21 protein-coding genes are annotated in these 19,556 nt (G+C 61.7%); 17 read left to right on the top strand and 4 right to left on the bottom strand.

All coding sequences use genetic code 11. The features are described 5' to 3' along the window. Positions 1-16 precede the first annotated feature (16 nt). The 5 genes from CKO25_RS13415 to mepA all read left to right on the top strand — a co-directional run bounded on the left by CKO25_RS13415 (position 17) and on the right by mepA (position 6,453). Complete coding sequence (locus CKO25_RS13415) at positions 17-343, top strand: HesB/IscA family protein (protein ID WP_200388452.1); 327 nt, start codon at positions 17-19, stop codon at positions 341-343. Positions 344-375: 32 nt separating this feature from the next. Then, positions 376-780 carry a SufE family protein gene (locus CKO25_RS13410; RefSeq protein WP_371829714.1) on the top strand — a complete coding sequence of 135 codons (405 nt, stop codon included), beginning with the start codon at positions 376-378 and terminating at the stop codon, positions 778-780. Between the two features lie 388 nt (positions 781-1,168). After that, positions 1,169-2,275, top strand: a complete 1,107-nt coding sequence (locus tag CKO25_RS13405) for an efflux RND transporter periplasmic adaptor subunit (protein ID WP_200388450.1) — start codon at positions 1,169-1,171, stop codon at positions 2,273-2,275. Then, the gene (locus tag CKO25_RS13400) at positions 2,272-5,373 is read left to right on the top strand and encodes an efflux RND transporter permease subunit (protein ID WP_200388449.1); all 3,102 of its coding nucleotides are present in this window, start codon (positions 2,272-2,274) and stop codon (positions 5,371-5,373) included. The genes CKO25_RS13405 and CKO25_RS13400 overlap by 4 nt, the downstream gene beginning before the upstream one ends. Positions 5,374-5,583: 210 nt before the next feature. Further along, positions 5,584-6,453: a penicillin-insensitive murein endopeptidase gene (mepA, locus tag CKO25_RS13395; protein ID WP_200388448.1), complete on the top strand. Its 870-nt coding sequence runs from the start codon at positions 5,584-5,586 to the stop codon at positions 6,451-6,453. Positions 6,454-6,465: 12 nt separating this feature from the next. On the opposite strand, the gene CKO25_RS13390 is transcribed toward mepA, so the two are convergent. Both CKO25_RS13390 and CKO25_RS13385 read right to left on the bottom strand, forming a co-directional pair. Continuing rightward, the gene (locus CKO25_RS13390; protein WP_200388447.1) at positions 6,466-6,849 is read right to left on the bottom strand and encodes a DNA-binding transcriptional response regulator; all 384 of its coding nucleotides are present in this window, start codon (positions 6,847-6,849) and stop codon (positions 6,466-6,468) included. Beyond that, entirely contained in the window at positions 6,849-7,460 is a 612-nt protein-coding gene (locus tag CKO25_RS13385) for a 2OG-Fe(II) oxygenase family protein (RefSeq protein ID WP_200388446.1), read from the bottom strand. Before CKO25_RS13385 ends, CKO25_RS13390 begins: the two co-directional genes overlap by 1 nt. A 298-nt stretch (positions 7,461-7,758) precedes the next feature. Here CKO25_RS13385 and CKO25_RS13380 point away from each other — a divergent pair, with 298 nt between their 5' ends. Both CKO25_RS13380 and CKO25_RS13375 read left to right on the top strand, forming a co-directional pair. Beyond that, a complete protein-coding gene (locus CKO25_RS13380) occupies positions 7,759-8,700 on the top strand; it encodes a DMT family transporter (RefSeq protein WP_200388445.1) in 942 nt (313 codons plus the stop codon). A gap of 134 nt (positions 8,701-8,834) precedes the next feature. Continuing rightward, entirely contained in the window at positions 8,835-9,449 is a 615-nt protein-coding gene (locus CKO25_RS13375) for an HMA2 domain-containing protein (protein ID WP_200388444.1), read from the top strand. Positions 9,450-9,546: 97 nt separating this feature from the next. Here the strand turns inward: CKO25_RS13375 and CKO25_RS13370 are convergent, their stop codons facing one another. Continuing rightward, positions 9,547-10,101, bottom strand: a complete 555-nt coding sequence (locus CKO25_RS13370) for a hypothetical protein (protein WP_200388443.1) — start codon at positions 10,099-10,101, stop codon at positions 9,547-9,549. A gap of 293 nt (positions 10,102-10,394) precedes the next feature. Between CKO25_RS13370 and CKO25_RS13365 the strand changes: the two genes are divergently transcribed. The 10 genes from CKO25_RS13365 to ccmI all read left to right on the top strand — a co-directional run bounded on the left by CKO25_RS13365 (position 10,395) and on the right by ccmI (position 18,861). Then, positions 10,395-11,471: an Sfum_1244 family protein gene (locus CKO25_RS13365; RefSeq protein ID WP_200388442.1), complete on the top strand. Its 1,077-nt coding sequence runs from the start codon at positions 10,395-10,397 to the stop codon at positions 11,469-11,471. A gap of 231 nt (positions 11,472-11,702) precedes the next feature. Further along, positions 11,703-12,320 (top strand): cytochrome c biogenesis heme-transporting ATPase CcmA, encoded by a 618-nt coding sequence (ccmA, locus tag CKO25_RS13360; RefSeq protein ID WP_200388441.1) that lies wholly within the window; start codon positions 11,703-11,705, stop codon positions 12,318-12,320. Between the two features lie 6 nt (positions 12,321-12,326). After that, entirely contained in the window at positions 12,327-12,998 is a 672-nt protein-coding gene (ccmB, locus tag CKO25_RS13355; RefSeq protein ID WP_200388440.1) for a heme exporter protein CcmB, read from the top strand. A 22-nt stretch (positions 12,999-13,020) separates the two neighbouring features. Next, positions 13,021-13,785, top strand: a complete 765-nt coding sequence (ccsA, locus tag CKO25_RS13350) for a cytochrome c biogenesis protein CcsA (RefSeq protein ID WP_200388439.1) — start codon at positions 13,021-13,023, stop codon at positions 13,783-13,785. Further along, positions 13,782-13,952, top strand: a complete 171-nt coding sequence (gene ccmD / locus CKO25_RS13345) for a heme exporter protein CcmD (protein WP_200388438.1) — start codon at positions 13,782-13,784, stop codon at positions 13,950-13,952. The genes ccsA and ccmD overlap by 4 nt, the downstream gene beginning before the upstream one ends. Beyond that, complete coding sequence (gene ccmE, locus CKO25_RS13340) at positions 13,949-14,431, top strand: cytochrome c maturation protein CcmE (protein WP_200388437.1); 483 nt, start codon at positions 13,949-13,951, stop codon at positions 14,429-14,431. Before ccmD ends, ccmE begins: the two co-directional genes overlap by 4 nt. Next, positions 14,428-16,413 carry a heme lyase CcmF/NrfE family subunit gene (locus CKO25_RS13335; protein WP_200388436.1) on the top strand — a complete coding sequence of 662 codons (1,986 nt, stop codon included), beginning with the start codon at positions 14,428-14,430 and terminating at the stop codon, positions 16,411-16,413. Before ccmE ends, CKO25_RS13335 begins: the two co-directional genes overlap by 4 nt. Beyond that, complete coding sequence (locus CKO25_RS13330; protein ID WP_200388435.1) at positions 16,410-16,982, top strand: DsbE family thiol:disulfide interchange protein; 573 nt, start codon at positions 16,410-16,412, stop codon at positions 16,980-16,982. Before CKO25_RS13335 ends, CKO25_RS13330 begins: the two co-directional genes overlap by 4 nt. Continuing rightward, complete coding sequence (locus CKO25_RS13325) at positions 16,979-17,479, top strand: cytochrome c-type biogenesis protein (protein WP_200388434.1); 501 nt, start codon at positions 16,979-16,981, stop codon at positions 17,477-17,479. Before CKO25_RS13330 ends, CKO25_RS13325 begins: the two co-directional genes overlap by 4 nt. Further along, positions 17,476-18,861 (top strand): c-type cytochrome biogenesis protein CcmI, encoded by a 1,386-nt coding sequence (ccmI, locus tag CKO25_RS13320; RefSeq protein ID WP_200388433.1) that lies wholly within the window; start codon positions 17,476-17,478, stop codon positions 18,859-18,861. The genes CKO25_RS13325 and ccmI overlap by 4 nt, the downstream gene beginning before the upstream one ends. Before the next feature lie 74 nt (positions 18,862-18,935). On the opposite strand, the gene CKO25_RS13315 is transcribed toward ccmI, so the two are convergent. Beyond that, positions 18,936-19,415, bottom strand: coding sequence for a YbhB/YbcL family Raf kinase inhibitor-like protein (locus CKO25_RS13315; RefSeq protein WP_200388432.1), 480 nt, complete (start codon positions 19,413-19,415; stop codon positions 18,936-18,938). Between the last annotated feature and the right edge of the window lie 141 nt (positions 19,416-19,556).

The following is a 19,556-nucleotide window of genomic DNA, read 5'->3' as shown; positions in this document are numbered from 1 at the left end:
CGAGGTAACAGACCCCATGGCAGTAACATTGACCGAAGCGGCGGCACAACATGTTTCCGGGATGCTCGCGAAACGAGGCAGTGGGCTGGGCCTGCGGATCGGCACACGTAAAAGCGGCTGTACCGGCTACGCCTACGATGTCGATTATGCCGATCAACTGGGACCGAGCGACCAAGTCTTCGAAAGCCACGGCGTGAAGGTCGTGGTTGACGAGGCCAGTCTCGAGCGGGTCGACGGAATGGAGATCGATTTCGTTCGAACGAGTCTCTTGAATCAGGGTTTTGAGTTTCGTAACCCCAAGGTCAAGGACACCTGTGGTTGTGGGGAATCCTTTCAGGTCTAGCGGGGCGCACTGACACCATGTTGACGGCGGAAATGACCGAAATTCTCGATAACTTCGAATTGCTTGGCGATTGGGATCAGCGCTATCAATACCTAGTCGAGATCGGAGAGCACCTCGCACCGATGGCCGCGGTCGACAAGACCGACGCCAATCGCGTGATCGAGTGTATGAGCCTCGTCCATACCGCGGTTCATCCCGACTCCGAACGATCCGGTCATGTCACCTTCAGCGGAGATTGTGACACCGCCATCATCAAAGGCGTGGTTGCCCTGCTAGTCGGATTGTTCAGTCACAAGACACCTGCCGAGATCGCTGCGCTCGATGTCGAGGGTCTCTTTCAGGAATTGCGACTCGAGGAACATCTCAGTCCAAATCGGCATGTCGGCGTCTATGCGATCGTGAACAAAATGAAATCGCAAGCGCAAACCGGACTCTGACCACAACCATGCAAGCGGCAGCCGACTGGATCGAATCCAACTGAATCCGTCGGTGTGCCGCCCCCCGCGCCCAGCGTCACCCATCAAGCCTCCAGCCGATTCCTTGACTGTGAAGCGGGTTCGGAACTTGAAGCCCCTTATAGCGACACGGCGCTGTTGACGTCCTCAATCATCACCGCCAGAGATGGCGATGTGACCCGCTGCAGCGGGTGACGTCACTTGATGACCCCACCCATCCAAGTGATTCCCAGTGATCCGAACGCCACCCTTGACCGAAAGGGCCACTGAAGGAACTTTAGGTCCCGCGAATTGCCAGAACTGACCCTTTTCAGATTCCTGATACGGCATTCAGTCGACTTCGCTCCCGCCATTTTCCGTGAGACTGCGTATGACCCAATTGGCCTGCCCGCGCGCGACCGCCTTGCTGCCACTGACGATCGCGATCCTGTGCATCGCGTTCTCCCTTGTATCGAACACCGCGTTCGCCGTCGCCGTCACGGTTGCCGAGGCCGTCTCGCTACCCCTAGCGGAGCGCGTGGAGGCACTCGGCACGCTCAATGCCAATGAATCGGTCAATGTGACATCGAACGTGACCGAAACCATCTCGGTCATCCATTTCGACGATGGACAACGCGTGAGTGAAGGCGACATTCTGGTGGAGCTGACCAGTGTCGAGCAGCATGCACAGCTCGATGAGGCACAGGTCCGGGTCAACGAGGCGGAACGTCAGTACCAACGCGTCAAGGCCCTCGTCGGACAGGGCGCGGCGTCCGAGTCGCTCCTCGACGAACGTCGACGTGATCTGGACACGGCACGCGCGGTGCTCGTGGCCATTGAGTCGCGGCTCTCCGACCGCCTCATCCGGGCCCCCTTCGATGGTGTCGTGGGTCTGCGCAACGTCAGTCGAGGGGCACTCGTGGAACCGGGAGACACCATCACGACACTGGACGACGACCGCTTCATGAAGCTCGACTTCACAGTGCCAAGCGTCTTTATGAGTCAACTCTCACCAGGGCTGCGCATCGAGGGCCGTTCCCGCGCCCATGGCGATCAGATCTTCGACGGGGTGGTACGCGGCATCGACAGTCGAGTGGACCCAGTGACGCGGTCGATTCAGGTCCGGGCCGTGATTCCCAATCCAGAGCGCCTACTCAAACCGGGCCTACTCATGCGTGTTGAACTGCTCGTCGATCCGCGCGATGGACTGGTGATCCCAGAGGCCTCCGTCTTACACCAGGGCCAACAACACTTCGTGGAGTTGGTGGTTGAGCAGGAGGACGGTCTCACGAGCGAGCGCCGACAGATCCAAATCGGCACGCGCGTACCCGGTTACGTTGAGGTTCGGGAAGGATTGGCGGCAGGTGATCGCGTCGTCGTGCACGGCAATACCAAGGTGCGATCCGGCCAGCCGCTCGAGATCCTCTCCGTTCACGATCACCCGCGCATCGCCACCCACACGGAAGCCGCCCCGGACGCTTCGGGACGTGCGCAATGATCCTCTCTGACGTCTCCGTCACGCGCCCCATTCTCGCCGCCGTCCTCTCGCTCCTGCTCGTCGCCTTCGGACTGGTGTCCTTCGACCGGTTGCCTCTGCGCGAATATCCGGACATCGACCCGCCCGTGGTCTCCATCGAGACCGTCTACCCGGGTGCGGCGGCCAATGTCGTGGAGACCCGTATCACCCAGGTCATCGAGGATCGGATCGCTGGCGTCGAAGGCATTCGCACCATCGAGTCGATCAGCGAGGACGGCCGTTCCGCCATCACCATCGAGTTCAACATCGATCGCGACATTGATGGGGCGGCCAATGACATCCGTGACCGAGTGTCCGCCGTGCTCGATCAGCTCCCGCCGGAGACCGATCCGCCCAACATCCAGAAGGTCGACAGCAACGAAGACGTCATCATGTGGTTGAATCTGGTCAGTGACACCATGAGCGTCCCGGAGCTGACCGACTACGCGCGCCGCTATCTCGTCGATCGCTTCTCAGTCCTCGACGGTGTCGCGCGCATCCGTGTCGGCGGCAGTCAGGTCTATGCCATGCGGGTCTGGCTCGACCGCACTGAATTGGCGGCCCGAGGCTTGACCGTTGCCGATGTCGAGGCCGCCCTGCGAGCCGAAAATCTCGAATTACCCGCTGGGAGTATCGAGTCGATCGACCGGCAGTTCAGCGTGCGCACCAATCGCACCTTCAACGACGCCGACGACTTTGCGCGACTGGTGCTCGCGCGCGGCAGCGACGGTCATCTGGTCCGCCTCGGCGATGTCGCGCGGGTCGAGCGTGGCACCGAGGAAAACCGCACCTTCTTCCGTGGCAATGGCGTACCCATGGTCGGCATCGGGGTCGTCAAGCAGTCGACCGCGAATACCGTCGCGGTCGCCGAGGCCGCCAAGGCCGAGGCGGAACGCATCAACGCCACGCTGCCCGAAGGCATGGAGATTAAGCAGAGCTTTGATTCGTCGGTCTTCATCAAGGACGCGGTCAAGGAAGTCTACAAGACGCTGTTCATCGCCATCAGCCTCGTCATCCTCGTCATTTTTCTCTTCCTCGGCAGTGTGCGCGCCATGCTGGTGCCCGCGGTTACGGTCCCGGTCTCACTGGTTGCGACCTTCTCGGTGCTGCTGGCACTGGGATTCTCCATTAATATCCTGACCTTGCTGGCGCTCGTCCTGGCCATTGGATTGGTCGTCGATGACGCTATCGTGGTTCTTGAGAACATCCATCGGCGCATGGAAGAGTACGGCGAATCGCGTCTCGTCGCGGCCTATCGCGGCACCCGGCAGGTCGGCTTCGCCGTGGTCGCCACCACCGTTGTGCTGATCTCCGTGTTCGTCCCCATTGCCTTCCTGCAAGGTGACGTCGGGCGACTCTTCTCCGAGTTCGCCCTGACCATGGCTGCCGCGGTGGCCTTTTCTTCCTTCGTTGCCCTGTCGCTCTCCCCGATGCTGGCGTCACAGATCCTCCCGCAGGCGCATCGCCGTGCCTCGCTGACCCACGGCGTCGACTGGACCTTTCAATGGATTCGGCGCGGCTATGGCACGCTCCTGCGGCTGCTGTTACGCCAGCCCTGGATCGTCATCCTGGCCTTCGTCGCGACCCTCGGAACCGCACTCTGGCTATTCCAGCAAATCCCTCAGGAATACGCACCGAAGGAGGACCGGGGGGCCTTTTTCGTCATCGTGAACGGCCCCGAGGGGGCGTCTTATCAATACATGACCGAGTACATGGACGAGATCGAAGAACGTCTCATGCCCTACACGGAGTCCGGCGAGGCGATTCGCCTCCTAGTGCGCGCGCCACGGACCTTCACCACCACCGCACTGTTCAATACCGGCATCGTGGTCATGGTCCTCAACGACTTCGATCAGCGCCGCTCGGGCTGGGTCATCATGGACGAGGTGCGTGCCAAGCTCGCCGATCTGCCTGGTGTCACCGCCTTCCCCGTTATGCGCCAAGGGTTTGGCGCGCGCATTCAAAAGCCCGTCCAGTTCGTCATCGGCGGTGGCACCTACGAGGAACTCGCGCAATGGCGCGACACCCTGCTCGCCGCCATCGAAGAGGACAACCCCGGCCTCATCGGCATCGACTGGGACTACAAGGAAACCAAGCCGCAATTGAAGATCGACATCGATTATGACCGCGCGGCTGACCTCGGCATCACGGTCGGCCAGATCGGGCGCACGCTCGAAACCATGCTCGGCTCGCGCAAGGTCACCACCTATCTCGATATGGGTGAGGAATACGACGTCATCCTCGAGGGCGAGCGCAGCGAACAACGCACACCCGGCAGTCTCGAGAATATCTATGTTCGCTCCGAGCGCAGTGGGCAGCTCATCCCACTCTCCAACCTGGTGACGGTCACGGAATCCGCCGACTCACAGAGTCTTAATCGATTTAACCGCTTGCGCGCCATCACCATCGAGGCCAACCTCGCCTCTGGTCTCGCGCTCGGTGACGCATTGCGCTACCTCGAGGCCAAGGTCGCCGAGCATCTCCCGGAGCAGGCCCAAATCGATTATAAGGGACAGAGTCGTGATTTCCGTTCGAGCAGTCAGGACATCCTGTTCGTCTTCGTGCTCGGGCTCGTCGTTGTCTTTCTGGTCCTCGCCGCCCAGTTCGAAAGCTGGGTGCACCCCCTCGTCATCATGCTCACGGTTCCGCTGGCCATGGCCGGCGCGTTGCTGGCTCTTTGGCTCACTGGACAGACACTGAACATCTACAGCCAGATCGGCCTCATCATGCTGGTCGGACTTGCGGCGAAGAACGGAATCCTGATCGTCGAATTCGCCAATCAGCTCCGTGATCAGGGCAAAGCCTTCCGCGACGCCCTGCTCGAGGCGGCGGACGTGCGGTTGCGCCCCATCGTCATGACCGGCATCACGACCGCCGCGGGATCACTCCCGCTGATCCTCTCCAGCGGCGCCGGAGCCGAGACCCGGGTGGTGATCGGCACGGTCATCCTCGCCGGGGTACTGGCCGCGACCCTCTTCACCCTCTTCGTCGTTCCGGTAGCCTACGACCTCCTCGCGCGCCGCACCGGCTCGCCCGGCGATGTCAAACGCCGTCTCCTGCAGGAGATGGGCGAGTCCTGACGAGCACATCCTGGCCTCTCGCCTGTCCGCCAACCAGGTCCCCGGCGGCGCCTGCGCGAGAGGGCACGCCCATGAGCGCAGCGCGGGTTGTTTCGGCCAATCGATTTGCAGGGTGGCTCACTGAATCGCGAGAATAGCGGGAGTCGGGCGCGGCCGTTGCGTTGCGTACCGAGGGCGTCTCCCGTTTTGCCTGTCAGGAGTTGGAACCCGATGCCAAAAATGAGTCCATCCCACTGCCGCAGTCGCCACCGCAGCCTCTTGTTCGCCGTGATCGCACTCCTGATCCCGACTGGAACGGTTCTGGCGACCCCCTGGGGGAACATCGCCACGCCGAGTTCGGGCGCCCCGCGGGTGATCGGCGGCGTCTCCAACGGCTGTCTCGGTGGTGCCGCGGAACTCCCCGAAACCGGACCCGGCTATGTCAGCATCCGCCGCTATCGCAACCGCTATTATGGCCACCCCGACCTGATCGAGTTCGTCGCGGCACTCGGACGCATCCAGCGCCTGCAGGGCGAACGTCTGATCATGATTGGTGACCTGGCCCAACCACGCGGGGGACTCATGTCCTCGTCGCATCGCAGTCATCAAAACGGTCTGGACGTCGACATCTGGTTCACCCTGGTCGACTCACCAGAGGAGGCACGCCGCCTCATGGATCACCGCACCGACCCGCCCAGCATGGTTCAACCGGGCGGGCGAGCCGTCAACACCGCATGGGGGCCTGCTCAGCGAGAGCTGATCGAGAGCGCGGCACGTCATCCGGATGTCGATCGAATCTTTGTGCACGCGGCCATCAAGCAGGCTCTATGTCAGACCAAGGGTGCTGACGATGCCGCGTGGCTGCGCAAAATCCGCCCCTGGTGGGGACACGATGCCCACTTCCATGTCCGCTTGCATTGCCCGACCGACAGCCCGGACTGCGTCGCCCAGGAGCCGCTGCCGGCTGGCTCCGGATGCGGCGCGGAACTCGCTTGGTGGTTCAGCGAGGAGGCCTTGAACCCATCGAAACGCGGTGGCGCGGCACCACGCCCCCAACCATCCATGCCCGCGGCCTGTACCGAACTCCTGCGCGAGGGCTGACAGGAAACGTGCTCAGGCGATAGCGCGTCGCAGTGCCGCCTCGACCCGTTCCGGATCAATCGGAAAGGGGATGGCCGCGAAGACGGGGAAACGCTCGGTGAGCGCCTGGAACTTGTGCTGATATTCGCTCTGATAGAAGCAAATGACCTTCACCTCGGGATGGCGCTGCAAGCGTGCCATCAAGGTCTCGAGATTGCTGGTGCGATCACGAAAATCGGACTGAAAATTGAATTCGGCGACGATCACGTCCGGCAACTGGCGCTTGAGCGCGGCCAGCGCCTTGCGCTGCGAGGCAACGACCGTGACCTCGAATCCGAGGCGGCGATAGAGCGCCGTGAGGTTCGGGTAGCCGCCGAGTTCGATGATCGCGAGGAGGGTGGGCGCGGGTTCGGTCATCAGGCAAAGACCACCCAGGTGGTCGCGATGTACTTGACCCCGGCACGCAGCGTCACCGCCCGGTGTTCATGGGTCCAAAACGGCGGAAAGAGCACCAGCTTTCCTTGTTCGGGTCGCACAGAGACCCCTTGATGGAGAAACTCGGTCTCCCCACCGGGACCAGGGACCGTGTTGAGATACCAGAGCACGACCAACTGTCGTTGGCTGAGTTCATGGCTCCCACCGTCGATGTGCCAGTGGTAGTACTCACCGGGGCGATAGCGCTGCACCTGATAGCCTTCGTCCTTGAACGGCCCTTGGAAGTAGGGATAGGTCGCACGAAACTCCTTGATCGCCGCGGCGAGCGACGCAAAGAAGATCTGATCGACATCGGCCCAGTCCGGTTTGTTGCTCACCACCAAGTCGGTCGTGCGCTTCACACCCGGATCCTCGGTGCGCAGTTGACCAATGCGACCGGCGTATTGATCCTCAGGCCGTGCTTCGAAGCGCTCGATGACCGCCTCACAAAAGCCCGGTGGCAACGCCAGTGGTCGCTCGAAAATGAAGCTCCCGGCCTTCACCTCGCGGATCGTGGACAAGGGACGGAGTGTGCGTGCGGCATCCTGGCTCATGGATTCTCGGCCTGTGCGGGATGGGATGTGAACATTGTCACGAGCGGAGATGGCCGCGGTCAAACCCGGGGCGGATTCGGTCCAGCTTCACCGCATCAGAACCAGCCGATCCGAGCGCCCTGAGGCGACGAGCCGGTTCCCGCGGCGAGAGCGCCGGCGCCGCGTGAGAACAGCATGCCTCCGGTGCAATCGATGACCAACCACAACAGGGCCTCTGAATGCGACCGAGCGCGGGACCACGTCCAGGACGCACGACTAGGTGGTCGACACCAGGACACCAGGATCAGGGACATCATTGATGAGACTGTCACAACGCCATTCCTGGCGCGATTGGGTGATGCTGCTTGCCCTCACCCTCATGTGGGGTACTTCCTTTCTGATGACCAAGATCGCGGTCAACGGACTCCCGCCCGATCTGGTCGTCGCTGGACGACTGCTGATCGCCGCGCTCCTGCTCATCCCTGCCGCCTGGCTCATCGCGACGCGCCCGGCGGCGAGCGGGCGGCTCTGGACCTTTTACCTGCTGATCGCCGTGTTCGGCAATGTGCTGCCCTTCTCACTGATCACTTGGGGACAAACCCTCATCGACAGCGGATTAGCCGGGATCCTCATGGCCATCATGCCCTTGGCGACCTTGGGACTCGCGCATTTCCTGGTGCCCGACGAACACATCACCCGGTATCGAGTCGGTGGCTTCATCCTGGGCTTTCTGGGCATCCTGGTGCTGATGGGGCCCGATGCGATCACGGATTGGGCCGCCCAGGACGGGCAACTTTTGCCGATGCTGGCGGTGCTCGCCGGAGCCATCTGTTATGCCATTTCATCGATCCTCGCGCGGCTGCGACCGGCAAGCGATGCACTCTTCAGCGCCGCATCCACCATCTCACTGGCCTCCCTGATGATGGTTCCCGTCCTGGCCTGGAGCGGTGATCTGCGACTCGAGACACCACCCGCGACGGCTCCACTGGTAGCCGTCGCGGCGCTCGGCGTCTTTGCCACGGCGCTGGCGACCATTGTGTATTTCCACCTGGTGAAATCCGCCGGACCCGCATTCGTCTCGCAGTTAAACTACCTGATTCCGCTTTGGGCGGTCGCAGTGGGCATGGTCTTCCTCGGCGAGGAGCCTAAAGCCAATCATCTCTACGCCCTGGGTCTGATTCTCTGCGGCATCCTCGTCACGCAATTGGAGCGACGGCACGGACCCCGGCAGCGGACCCAGCGCGAGCCAGACGCCAGATGAGCGCAGGGCCACTCGCGGCGTGTTTGGCACCTTAGACACGGCCCTGCCAACACACAATTCGGCATGACTTGCAAAAGAGAATCAATCTCAATATTGTAATGATCTCGTGAGACTCGACTGAGAGATGATGCCCGATGCTGGAGGTCCGCCATCGTATTCCCGGACGCTTGCGCCTGATGATTCCCGATTTGCGGTGCGTCGATGCCACCGCCTCCCAGGCGATCTTCCAGGCACTGCGCGCATGCCCGGAGGTCGAGCACGCGCGCATCAATCCGGCTTGTGGCAGCCTCGTGGTCGAGTTCTCCGCAGCGTCCGATCCTGATGCGATCATCATTCATCTCAGGGAGCTGCTTGCTGACCGACCATGGCATGGCGCAGCCGCCGCGGTCCCACCGCTCCATCTGGCCAGCGCGCCTCAAGCGACCGCGGGCGTCCTCCACACCCCCGCGCCTGGCTCGCGGCACGCTCCCCGCGCCAGGGTAAGCGAGACCCTCTCGACATGGGTTGCGCGACTTGCGCCACGCCCGAGGATTAACCCGCCTGATCAGCCCTCCTGGATCTGCCGCCTCAATCTGCGACTGACGCGCTGGATGCTGCGCACGTCCTTGCGCGCGCTCTGGCACGAACAGACGTCCACCACTGCGTCGCCGGGAGCACCCGGAGACCATCAACCGCCGCTTGGTTTCGCTTGGTTGTATCGGCTCTCGGAACCCCTGCTGAAGAGTCCAACACATCGCACGACCTCTTGAGTGGTCGCACGTTGCGGAGCGGATGCCATGGGGGACGGTTTGAGGGCGCCCGGACCTGGAGTCGCACCGCGGCCGCCCTAGGCCGCCACCAAGCGTCTCAGTCGAAGAGGTCGCGAAAGGCCTTGGCAAACCGTTTGTAGGCGTCCCACCCGTCCTTATCCATAACCTGATCGATCACCCAGCGGTTCTGCTCGCTCGCTCCCATTAGGCGCTGAATCTCGAATCCGAGATGACGCAGGAAGGCGTAGCTCGGACCCTCGTCGGTGAATTGAAACCCGCAATAGTCGCCCGAGCGGGCGTTGAGCCGTTCGATGAAGAGCGAACCGTAGCTTCCGGGACCAAGCAGATCCTGCGCGTTGTCCTGGACGTGCTCGAACAACTTGCCGGCAAACGCGGTGATGAGGGTGCGACGCTGCTCATCATCAAACAGGCCATGCGACAGTCGATCAGCGATCTGGATCAGGAAGACGAGGTACTCCTCGATCACATCGAGACGCTGGCGGTCATGATCGTAGACGAAACGTTCACAGTGGAGGTTGATGGCTTTGTCCACGGCGATCCGCCAGGCGATGAAGGCGAGTGCGCTGGCGATCTCCGGCAGGGACCGCTCGTGCTCGTCATTCCACCAATGACTCTTAATCCGCAGTGCCACGCACGTCTCCTGACCGATTGAGTTTGCCCAACGGCGCTCCGAGCACCGCGCCTTGGACGAAAGATTCGCCCGCTCACAGCCCTTTTCAACCAGACCACAGACTCGATTCGAGTCCTGGGTCGACTCCTGGGCGGGGCTGGATCAGCAGCACAGCCCGAGGTGACCGCAGCGGTGCTGTCCGGGATCATGATCGAACAGACGGCACCCGGTCGCCGGAGGGCTGCGCCTGATTGGAAATCTGATATCCTACCACCAGACTCGGGATTCTATCGTTTGATTAACAGGGTGCTGCGATGTCGAACTCTGTGGTCAGTGAACTCACGACGACGGTCCAATTCAACTGTCACGTCTCGGATGCGCGCCATGGTGCCGATGATTCGCTCTGTGTCTATCTGATGCGGATGCGAGAGTACTATCGCTGGGAGAAGGGCTTGCCCTACGGGAGCTGCCTCGAGCGCGACGCAGTGGGTGAATGGCTCCAGAGTCGCGAACAGCTGTGGGAGGAGCTCGAGACGGCGACCCTGCGCCCCATCGAGATCGGAGGAGAACGGTTCGACCCCTTTGACGCCGACGCCATCAATAGGCGTCTCACACCCCACGGCCTCGTCTATGGTGGCGGACTTGGAAACCGCGCCAAACCGCACTTCGTGCTCGGCACACTCGAACGGGAGACGACTCAGGATGCGCATCACGTCCTCGTCGTGGCGCGCGAATTGGCCCGCGACCTCACGGCCCCCGCGGCCATGACCCGGGGACACACCATCGTGGTGCGGCGTGAGTCCCTGCGGCGCACTCTATGGGAGAAGCTCGAGACCTGGCGCTGGAACCGGCCGGACAATGCGCTGGGCCGCGCCTTCGCATGCGACGATTTCGATGGTTCGCTCGAGCGGGCACTCGATGCCATGACCGAGCGTGAGATGGCAACCCTACTGTGGCATGAGCAGGGCGAGGCCGAGGCTGGACAGTGTCTCGGGGAAGAGTGGAACGAACTGCTCATGGCCTGCATTGCCACCCCAGCCGAACTCGTCGCACGGGCAGTCCGCGATCATCTGGCCGACTGTTTCATCACTCTACCCGCGCTCGCTAAGGGAGGACACGAGGCCTCCTTGCATCTCTATATCGGGAATCTAGGGGGGATGCGCAAACATCTCTTTCCCGCCCTGCAAACCGCCTATGAAGAGTGGCGCGCAACGGGCGAACCCACATCCTTCCTCACCGCCGCCGAGCACGGACGGGCGCATTGGATGCAGGTTGCCGAGGAGTTCCTAGCACTCTACCGAGCGTCCGGTCCAGACGCGGCAGACGCCATTCATGGGCTGGTCGAGCGCATCCGCCTCGCACCCGCGGCACACGGGATCCGGTCAAGTTGAGCCGCCGAATCACCGCCAGATCAACCCCGGCTGTCACGCCACCACGAGGGACCCGTCCGCACAGCGCCGCACTCCCGGCGGTTGTGGAATTGCGACTCAGCGTTTATGGTTGCCTGCCGAGTGACCGTCCCACATTCCAGTCGTGTTCGCGACCCGTCGGGCTCAATCATCCTAGAATGCTTGATCCGACTCGGCCAGCGCTCGCGCAGAACCAGGAACCGATCGTCATCCATGCTTGAAGTGTCGCAGCTCGAATGTCGTCGTGGCGATCGTACGCTCTTTTCCGCGCTCGATTTTTCCGTCGCCCCGGGAAACCTATTGCATGTTCGCGGCGCCAATGGCAGTGGCAAGACGACCTTGTTGCGTTCGCTGTGCGGGTTGTTTACGCCCGACTCGGGGGAGATTCGCTGGCAGGGCGAATCGGCCCGACGACTCGGCGAGGAGTATCGGCGCGACCTGCTCTATTTCGGTCATCACAATGGCATTAAAGGCGATCTGACGGGCGTCGAAAATCTGCGCATCGCCGCCACGCTCGATGCCAACCGTGGCGACGATGGGGTGATCTGGGACGCGCTCGCACGCATCGGCTTGGCTGGTTTCGAGGATCTGCCCACGCGCATGTTGTCCCAGGGACAAAAGAAACGGGTGGCTCTGGCGCGCCTCATGTTGAGCCGGGCACCACTGTGGATCCTGGATGAACCCTTTACCGCACTCGACCTCGGCGCGGTCGACCTCCTGCAGACCTTGATCGCGGAACATGTTGCCGCGGATGGACTCGTCGTTCTCACCACCCATCAAGAGGTGGAACTGACGGCGGGCGGGCTCGCAAGTCTCCACCTCGGGAGTTGATCGCCGATGTTTCGCGTGTTCTGGTGCATCCTGCATAGGGATCTCACACTCGCCCTGCGACGCCGAACCGATGTCCTGACGACACTCTTTTTCTTTATCATCGTGGTGAGCCTGTTTCCACTGGGCGTCGGTACCGAGAAAGAGACCTTGCAGACGCTGGGTCCGGGTGTTGTCTGGGTTGCCGCATTGCTGGCCTCGATGCTCGCACTGGAGCGTCTGTTCGCGGCGGATTACGAAGATGGCACACTGGAGCAGATGCTGTTGGCGGCGCAACCGCTCTCCCTGGTGGTCTTGGCGAAGATCACCGCGCATTGGTTGCTGACCGGGCTCCCCTTGGTGCTGATCGCTCCATTGGCCGGCATGCAGTACCATCTCACGGGTGAATCGATTCTCGTCATGATGGGCGCCTTGCTCGTGGGGACGCCTGTCTTGAGTCTGATCGGCGCCATCGGAGCCGCCCTGACGTTGGGCGTACGCGGTGGGGGGATCCTCTTATCCCTGCTGATTTTGCCACTCTACGTCCCGGTTCTGGTCTATGGTTCCGGAGCCGTCGAGATCAGCCGTATCGATTTTTCAGCAACGGGGCCTTACTTCGCCTTATTGGCGTCGTTCCTTCTCGTTGCGCTGACCTTCGCGCCGCTCGCATCATCGGCGGCACTGAAGATTTCGCTCGAATAAACCGAATCAGAATCCTGCACCAATGGCTTTGAACTGGTTTCGATTTGCCGCACCCTCGGCTTTTTACCCGCTCGCTGGTCGTGCGATCCCGATCTTTTGGTGGCTGACCGTCATCCCCCTGGTGATCGGCCTCGTCTGGGGCTTCTTCATGACCCCGGATCAACTCGGTGGGACCAATGCGCAGAAAGAGTACTACCGCATCATTTTCATCCATGTCCCAACCGCCTGGATGTCGATGTGGCTGTACGTGGTCATGGCGGGTTGGGCCGCGGTCGGCCTGGTCTTCAAAACGCGTCTGTCCTTCATGATGGCCAATGCGATTGCCCCAACTGGAGCCGTGTTCACCTTTCTCGCGCTCTGGACCGGCGCCTTCTGGGGGCGCCCGAGCTGGGGAACCTACTGGGACTGGGATCCGCGGCTCACGGCCGAACTGATTCTCTTTTTCCTCTATATCGGATACATCGCCCTGCACTCAGCAATCGATGACACCCGCCGGGCCGACCGCGCGGCGGCCCTGCTGGCGATCGTCGGCTTGGTCATGGTTCCGGTGATCTTCTGGTCGGTGAACTGCCCAGACCCCAACCAGTGCGCGGCCTTGCATCAGCGCTCTGACCTGACCCGCATGGAGGGCAACATCCTCTTCTCGATGTTGACCATCACCTTCGCGTTCTGGATGTATTCGTTCGCGACGACGCTCATGCGCCTGCGCAGTCTGATCCTCGAGCGCGAGAGCGCTGCCGGGGCATCCTGGGTTGAAACAACCCTGGGTAAGGAGGGAGCATCATGATCGCGTTTCTATCTCAAGGTGGCTACGCCTTTTTCGTCTGGGGAGCCTACGGCATGACCCTCATCCTGCTGGTGGCCGAGATCCTCTTCTTGCGCTACAAACGACGAACCATTTTGGCTCGTATAGGTCGATTGATCCGAATGCGCCATTCTGGAGTGAAGCAATGAAAGCAAGACAACAGCGCTTGGTGTTCGTGGGCTTGGCCATCGCCGGCGTCGGGGCCGCCTCGGCACTGGCGATCAGCGCGCTCAACAGCAACCTCTCTTACTTTTTCAGCCCCTCCCAGGTGATCGCCGACGAGGCCCCGCGGGATCATGTGTTCCGGCTCGGCGGCATCGTGATGCCGGGAACGGTGAATCGCGACGACGGCGACGGCCTGACGGTGCGCTTCGACGTCACCGACAACCTCGGCGTCGTCACGGTCGCCTACACCGGCATCCTGCCCGACCTCTTCAGCGAGGGGCAGGGGGTGGTCACACGCGGACGACTGGACCCAGACGGGCTCTTCGTCGCCGAAGAGGTGCTCGCCAAGCACGATGAGGAATACATGCCCCCAGAGGTCGCCAGTACGCTGCACACGGCGCAAGCGGAACCGAACCTGGAGGGCGCGAGCCACTCGAATACCGGTGGAGCATCGAACCCATGATCCCAGAGCTCGGTCACTTCGCTCTCATCCTAGCCCTCGCGATCGCAATCGCACAGGCATCGGTTCCATTGGTCGGTAGTTTCGTCGGCAACCGCAACTGGATGGACATGGCCAGGCCACTCGCGTACGGCCAGCTCACGTTCGTCGCCATTGCTTTCGTTGCCCTGCTACACGCCTTTCTGACCAGCGATTTCTCGGTACGCTATGTCGAGGGTCACTCCAACACCCTACTTCCGTTGATCTACAAAATTTCTGCTGTTTGGGGTGGCCATGAGGGATCACTGCTGCTGTGGGCCCTGATGCTTGCCGGGTGGGGTGCCGCGGTGGCCGCGCTCAGCAAAAACCTGCCCGCGCAGATGATCGCACGCGTGATCGCCGTTCAGGCCATGATCGCAATCGGCTTCTTGCTGTTCATGATCCTGACCTCCAACCCATTCGATCGCATCTTTCCAGCACCGCTCGAAGGCCGTGATCTCAATCCCTTGCTGCAAGACCCCGGGTTGGCGTTGCATCCTCCCTTGCTCTACATGGGCTATGTCGGCTTTTCGGTGGCCTTCGCCTTTGCCATCGCGGCCTTGATCGGAGGCAAACTGGACGCGGCGTGGGCCCGTTGGTCGCGTCCCTGGACCACCGCGGCCTGGGTCTTCCTCACCCTCGGCATCGCCCTCGGTTCATGGTGGGCCTACTATGAATTGGGTTGGGGGGGTTGGTGGTTCTGGGACCCCGTGGAGAATGCATCCTTCATGCCGTGGCTGGTCGGCACCGCCCTGATGCACTCCCTGGCAGTGACCGAGAAACGCGCCGCCTTCAAGACCTGGACCGTGCTGCTCGCGATCTCAGCCTTTTCGCTGTCGCTACTCGGAACCTTCCTGGTGCGCTCCGGCGTCCTCACCTCGGTCCACGCCTTCGCGACCGATCCCGAACGTGGAACCTTCATCCTGTTTTTCCTCTGCATCGCTATCGGTGGCTCACTGGCACTGTACGCTTGGCGCGCACCCACCATCGCGAGTGGCGGACGCTTTGACTTTCTCTCGCGCGAGAGCTTTTTACTCATCAACAATCTGCTCTTCACCACCCTGACGGTGCTGGTGTTGTTCGGCACCCTCGCCCCCTTGATTTACGAGGCGGCGGGCTGGGGCAAGATTTCGGTGGGTTTCCCATGGTTCAACAAGATGTTCATCGCGATTACCCCCTTCCTGGTGTTGGCCATGGGGATCGGACCCTCGACGCGCTGGAAGCATGATGAGCCGGCACGATTATTACGCCTGCTCTGGGTGGCCTTTGCCCTGAGTCTCGCAGTGTTCGTGGTGACCCTCCTACCCATGTTCGACGCTGGCGGCTTCTACATGGCATTGGGACTCTCCCTGAGTGCCTGGTTACTCTTCACGCACCTCACGAATCTCGCCGAGCGGTTGAAAAACAAGGGTGGATGGCGTGCATTGGGGAACGACTTCAACATTCAGAGCCGCAGCTATTACGGGATGTGGATCGCACACGTTGGTGCCGCGGTCTTTCTGGTCGGCGTCACCGTGGTTTCGATTCATGATTCAGAAACCGATGTGCGCATGTCGCCCGGTGATGTCTACGAGAACTCGGGCTACCACTTCCACTTTCATGGGGTGAGACCCGTGCAGGGGCCGAATTACCTTGCGCAACAGGGAGAATTTCACGTCTACAAGGGAGAGCGCAAGATCACCGAGTTGTACCCTGAGAAACGAGCCTACTACTCGGGCGGCATGCCGATGACACAAGCTGCGATCAATGCCGGATTCCTGCGTGACGTCTATGTCTCCCTCGGGGAACCGGTCGGCACCGACGGAGACTGGGCGCTACGGGTCTACTACAAACCCTTCGTGCGCTGGATCTGGCTGGGTGCCATCTTCATGAGCCTTGGGGGCGTCCTGGCGATGACGGATCGCCGTTATCGGACGGTCCGGCGCACGGCTGAACTGCCCGCGGGGGTCGCGGTGGCTCGCCCATGAACACGCAGTCGGTTTCGGTCACCAACAAATCGGCCATGCGGGCGTTGATCCCCTTGATCATCTTCCTCGGCATGGCCGCGCTGCTCTTCTACGGACTGCAGTTGGACCCGCGTAAGGTTCCATCGCCACTCATCGGGAAGCCAGCACCCATGTTCGAGTTGGAGTCATTGGAGGAACCCGGGCGCCTGGTCAGCAGTGACATGCTGTTTGGGCGGGTCTCCCTGGTGAACATCTGGGCATCCTGGTGCCCATCCTGTCGCCAGGAGCATGGTGAGTTGATGGTGATCGCCCGCGATCACCCGGACTTGCAGGTCATCGGGTTCAACTGGAAGGACACCCGGCCCGAGGCGCTGCGGATGCTGCGGCAATACGGCAACCCCTATGTCGTCAGCGCCTACGACCCTGACAATCGCTACGGACTACACTGGGGGGTCTACGGCGCTCCGGAAACCTTCATCGTCGATGGCGAGGGGATCATTCGCTACAAACACATCGGTCCCGTCGACCAGACGGTCTGGGAAACCAAAATCCGCCCCATCGTTGAGAAATATACCCCGAAGGCATCATGAAGCAACGCATGCATCCGCTCATCCTGGCCCTGTTCCTTGTGATCGGCGTCATTGGATCTGGTCCGTCAGTGGCCTTCACACTCGAGGAGTTCCAATTCGAAACCGAAGCGGAATTCCACGCCTTCCGTGGCCTGATCGAAAAACTGCGCTGCCTGGTCTGCCAAAATGAATCCCTCGCAAGCTCACAGGCTGGTGTCGCGCAAGACCTTCGCGAAGAGGTCTATCGGATGAAACAGGAGGGGATGAGCGAGCGCGAGATCGTGACCTTCCTGGTCGATCGCTATGGCGATTTCGTACTTTACGAGCCCCCATTGAAGGCCTCGACCCTGATCCTCTGGTTCGGTCCCTTCATCTTCCTGGGCTTCGCTGGTTACATCCTCTTCCGCACCCTGGGGCGCAAGACAGAGCAGCCCGAGGAGGATCTCTCCGAAGCTGAACGCGCTCGACTCCAACGACTGCTCGCCGCTGGCGGCACCACAGACAATCAAGACAAATGATCATCTTTTGGATTCTGAGCGCCGGGCTCATCGCCCTGGCGCTGGTGTTTGTTGCCCTGCCCTTTTTTCAGGGGCGGATCTCTGAAGACTCGATCGAACAGGACGAGCTCAATTTCGAGGTCTTCAAGCAGCGTATGAAGGAGTTGGATGCCGACTTGGCATCCGGCATTCTCGAACCCGATCAGTACGCCTCGGCCAAGCGTGACCTCGAGCGTGACCTCTTGAGTGACGTCGGCGAGGGCGCGCCGGCCAAAACCGGCCCTCTGACGACGGGGGGCCGCTGGATGGCGCTGATCCTGGCGGTCCTGGTCCCCAGCTCAGCCGTGCTGATCTACATGGAGGTCGGTCGTCACGACGTGATCCTGCAGGTCGAGGACATGGCCCAGGGTCAGGGCAGACAGGTATTCCGCGACGTCGACGGGCAAGAGTTACCGCCGCTCGAGGTGCTGGTCGAACGTCTCGCCGAACGATTGCGCGAGGATCCGAGCAACGTCGACGGTTGGCTGATGATCGGGCGAACGTATTTCACGATGCAACGCCCCGAGCAGGCGCGCGATGCGATCGCCAGGGCCTATGCCCTCGCGCCGGAGCGGTCCGACGTGGCACTGGCCTATGCTGAAGCCATCGCCGCGAACAGCAACAACAGCCTGGAAGGACAACCGGCTGAGTTGATCGAGCAGGTTCTCGTCAGCGAACCTGACAACATCAGTGCTCGTTGGCTCAGCGGCATGGTGTACTATCAGCGGGGTCAGTACACCGCCGCCGCCACCGCTTGGCAGCGTGTCCTTGCCGTGATGGACCCGGCCTCCGATGAGGCATCGGACATTCAGGACATGATCCGCGAGGCGCAGGCGCGAGCCGGGACGCCCGCTCCTGAGTCACGCGACGTGACACCCGTTCAATCCTCTTTGACGGATCCCAACTCCGCGGCGGAAGCGGCACTCGCCGCGGCAGCCGTGCCTGAGTCTCCATCCTCCGATCAGACCACCGAGGAGCGTGAGGACACGCGCGCCGCGGTCATGGATGCTGGCGATGGGGGCAGTATCACCGCTGATGTGCGTCTTGCTGATGCGCTGCGCGAGTCCGTAATGCCAGAGGACGTCGTCTTCGTCTTTGCGAGGGCGCAGTCCGGTCCACCGATGCCACTCGCCGTGCAACGGGTTAAAGTGAAGGATCTACCAATTCAGGTCCGACTCGATGACAGCATGGCCATGATGCCGGAAATGAGCCTCTCGGCTTTTCCGCAAGTGATCGTCGGCGCGCGGATCTCCAAAAGTGGGCTCGCGACACCACAACCGGGCGATCTCGAAGGTGAGACGGGGCCGATCGAGCACATGACCAGCTCAGAGGTTGCGGTCACGATCGATCGCGTTCGTCCCTAGGGGCCTGATCCCTCGGGGCCTGATCGCGGCAGGGTGGCCATCGTCTGTCTGCCGATGGCCTCCACGCACCAAACTCAGATGGACGCCTTCTCGTAGGTCCCGACGAGTTCGGTGCGCCCGATGATATGGTCTTCCATGGCGATGAGGAGTTCGTCACGGGTGGGCGTACCGAGTTCACTCGGAAGGATGACGTCGAGTGCGTACAGGCAATGGAAGTAGCGGTGGCACCCGATCGGTGGACAGGGACCACCATAGCCAATACGGCCCCAACTGTTGATCCCTTCCCCAACCCCCGGAGGGAGTCCGGACGTCGCGGCCCCTGCCACCAAGTCCGCCGTCGGTGGGAGGTTATAGAGGATCCAATGGTTCCACACCATGCGCGGCGCCGCGGGGTCTGGGGCATCGGGGTCGTCGATGATCAAGACGAGGCTAGCGGTTCCCTCTGGCAGCCCCGCCCACGACAGTGGTGGAGAGCAATCCTCGCCCTCGCAGGTATAGCGAGTCGGAATCGCTCCGCCGTCCACGAATGCTTGCGACATCAACACCATTGCCATCTTCTCGTGCTCCTGAATTCGACTCTACGCCGTGATTTCACGCCGCCGCGAGGACACGCCGACGGCCTCCGTGACACCGATCAGCGAACCGCGCGCACCCTGTCCTCAACGATGGTGATCGCTGTCACAGGCGGTCACCAT

It is taken from the genome of Thiocapsa imhoffii (genome assembly GCF_016583985.1).
Taxonomy (GTDB): Bacteria; Pseudomonadota; Gammaproteobacteria; order Chromatiales; family Chromatiaceae; genus Thiocapsa; species Thiocapsa imhoffii.
The sequence above is the reverse complement of the archived record's forward strand: the minus strand, read 5'-3'. Positions and strand labels throughout refer to the sequence as shown.

Excerpts from the sequence above, each read along its gene's own strand:
- CKO25_RS13325 (WP_200388434.1), top strand. The coding sequence starts at position 16,979 with ATGAAGCAACGCATGCATCCGCTCATCCTGGCCCTGTTCCTTGTGATC.
- CKO25_RS13330 (WP_200388435.1), top strand. The coding sequence starts at position 16,410 with ATGAACACGCAGTCGGTTTCGGTCACCAACAAATCGGCCATGCGGGCG.
- CKO25_RS13380 (WP_200388445.1), top strand. The coding sequence starts at position 7,759 with ATGAGACTGTCACAACGCCATTCCTGGCGCGATTGGGTGATGCTGCTT.
- CKO25_RS13375 (WP_200388444.1), top strand. The coding sequence starts at position 8,835 with ATGCTGGAGGTCCGCCATCGTATTCCCGGACGCTTGCGCCTGATGATT.
- CKO25_RS13415 (WP_200388452.1), top strand. The coding sequence starts at position 17 with ATGGCAGTAACATTGACCGAAGCGGCGGCACAACATGTTTCCGGGATG.
- CKO25_RS13335 (WP_200388436.1), top strand. The coding sequence starts at position 14,428 with ATGATCCCAGAGCTCGGTCACTTCGCTCTCATCCTAGCCCTCGCGATC.
- CKO25_RS13390 (WP_200388447.1), bottom strand. The coding sequence starts at position 6,849 with ATGACCGAACCCGCGCCCACCCTCCTCGCGATCATCGAACTCGGCGGC.
- CKO25_RS13315 (WP_200388432.1), bottom strand. The coding sequence starts at position 19,415 with ATGGCAATGGTGTTGATGTCGCAAGCATTCGTGGACGGCGGAGCGATT.
- CKO25_RS13400 (WP_200388449.1), top strand. The coding sequence starts at position 2,272 with ATGATCCTCTCTGACGTCTCCGTCACGCGCCCCATTCTCGCCGCCGTC.
- ccmA (WP_200388441.1), top strand. The coding sequence starts at position 11,703 with ATGCTTGAAGTGTCGCAGCTCGAATGTCGTCGTGGCGATCGTACGCTC.
- CKO25_RS13365 (WP_200388442.1), top strand. The coding sequence starts at position 10,395 with ATGTCGAACTCTGTGGTCAGTGAACTCACGACGACGGTCCAATTCAAC.
- ccmB (WP_200388440.1), top strand. The coding sequence starts at position 12,327 with ATGTTTCGCGTGTTCTGGTGCATCCTGCATAGGGATCTCACACTCGCC.
- ccmD (WP_200388438.1), top strand. The coding sequence starts at position 13,782 with ATGATCGCGTTTCTATCTCAAGGTGGCTACGCCTTTTTCGTCTGGGGA.
- ccmI (WP_200388433.1), top strand. The coding sequence starts at position 17,476 with ATGATCATCTTTTGGATTCTGAGCGCCGGGCTCATCGCCCTGGCGCTG.
- mepA (WP_200388448.1), top strand. The coding sequence starts at position 5,584 with ATGCCAAAAATGAGTCCATCCCACTGCCGCAGTCGCCACCGCAGCCTC.
- ccsA (WP_200388439.1), top strand. The coding sequence starts at position 13,021 with ATGGCTTTGAACTGGTTTCGATTTGCCGCACCCTCGGCTTTTTACCCG.
- CKO25_RS13410 (WP_371829714.1), top strand. The coding sequence starts at position 376 with ATGACCGAAATTCTCGATAACTTCGAATTGCTTGGCGATTGGGATCAG.
- CKO25_RS13385 (WP_200388446.1), bottom strand. The coding sequence starts at position 7,460 with ATGAGCCAGGATGCCGCACGCACACTCCGTCCCTTGTCCACGATCCGC.
- CKO25_RS13405 (WP_200388450.1), top strand. The coding sequence starts at position 1,169 with ATGACCCAATTGGCCTGCCCGCGCGCGACCGCCTTGCTGCCACTGACG.
- ccmE (WP_200388437.1), top strand. The coding sequence starts at position 13,949 with ATGAAAGCAAGACAACAGCGCTTGGTGTTCGTGGGCTTGGCCATCGCC.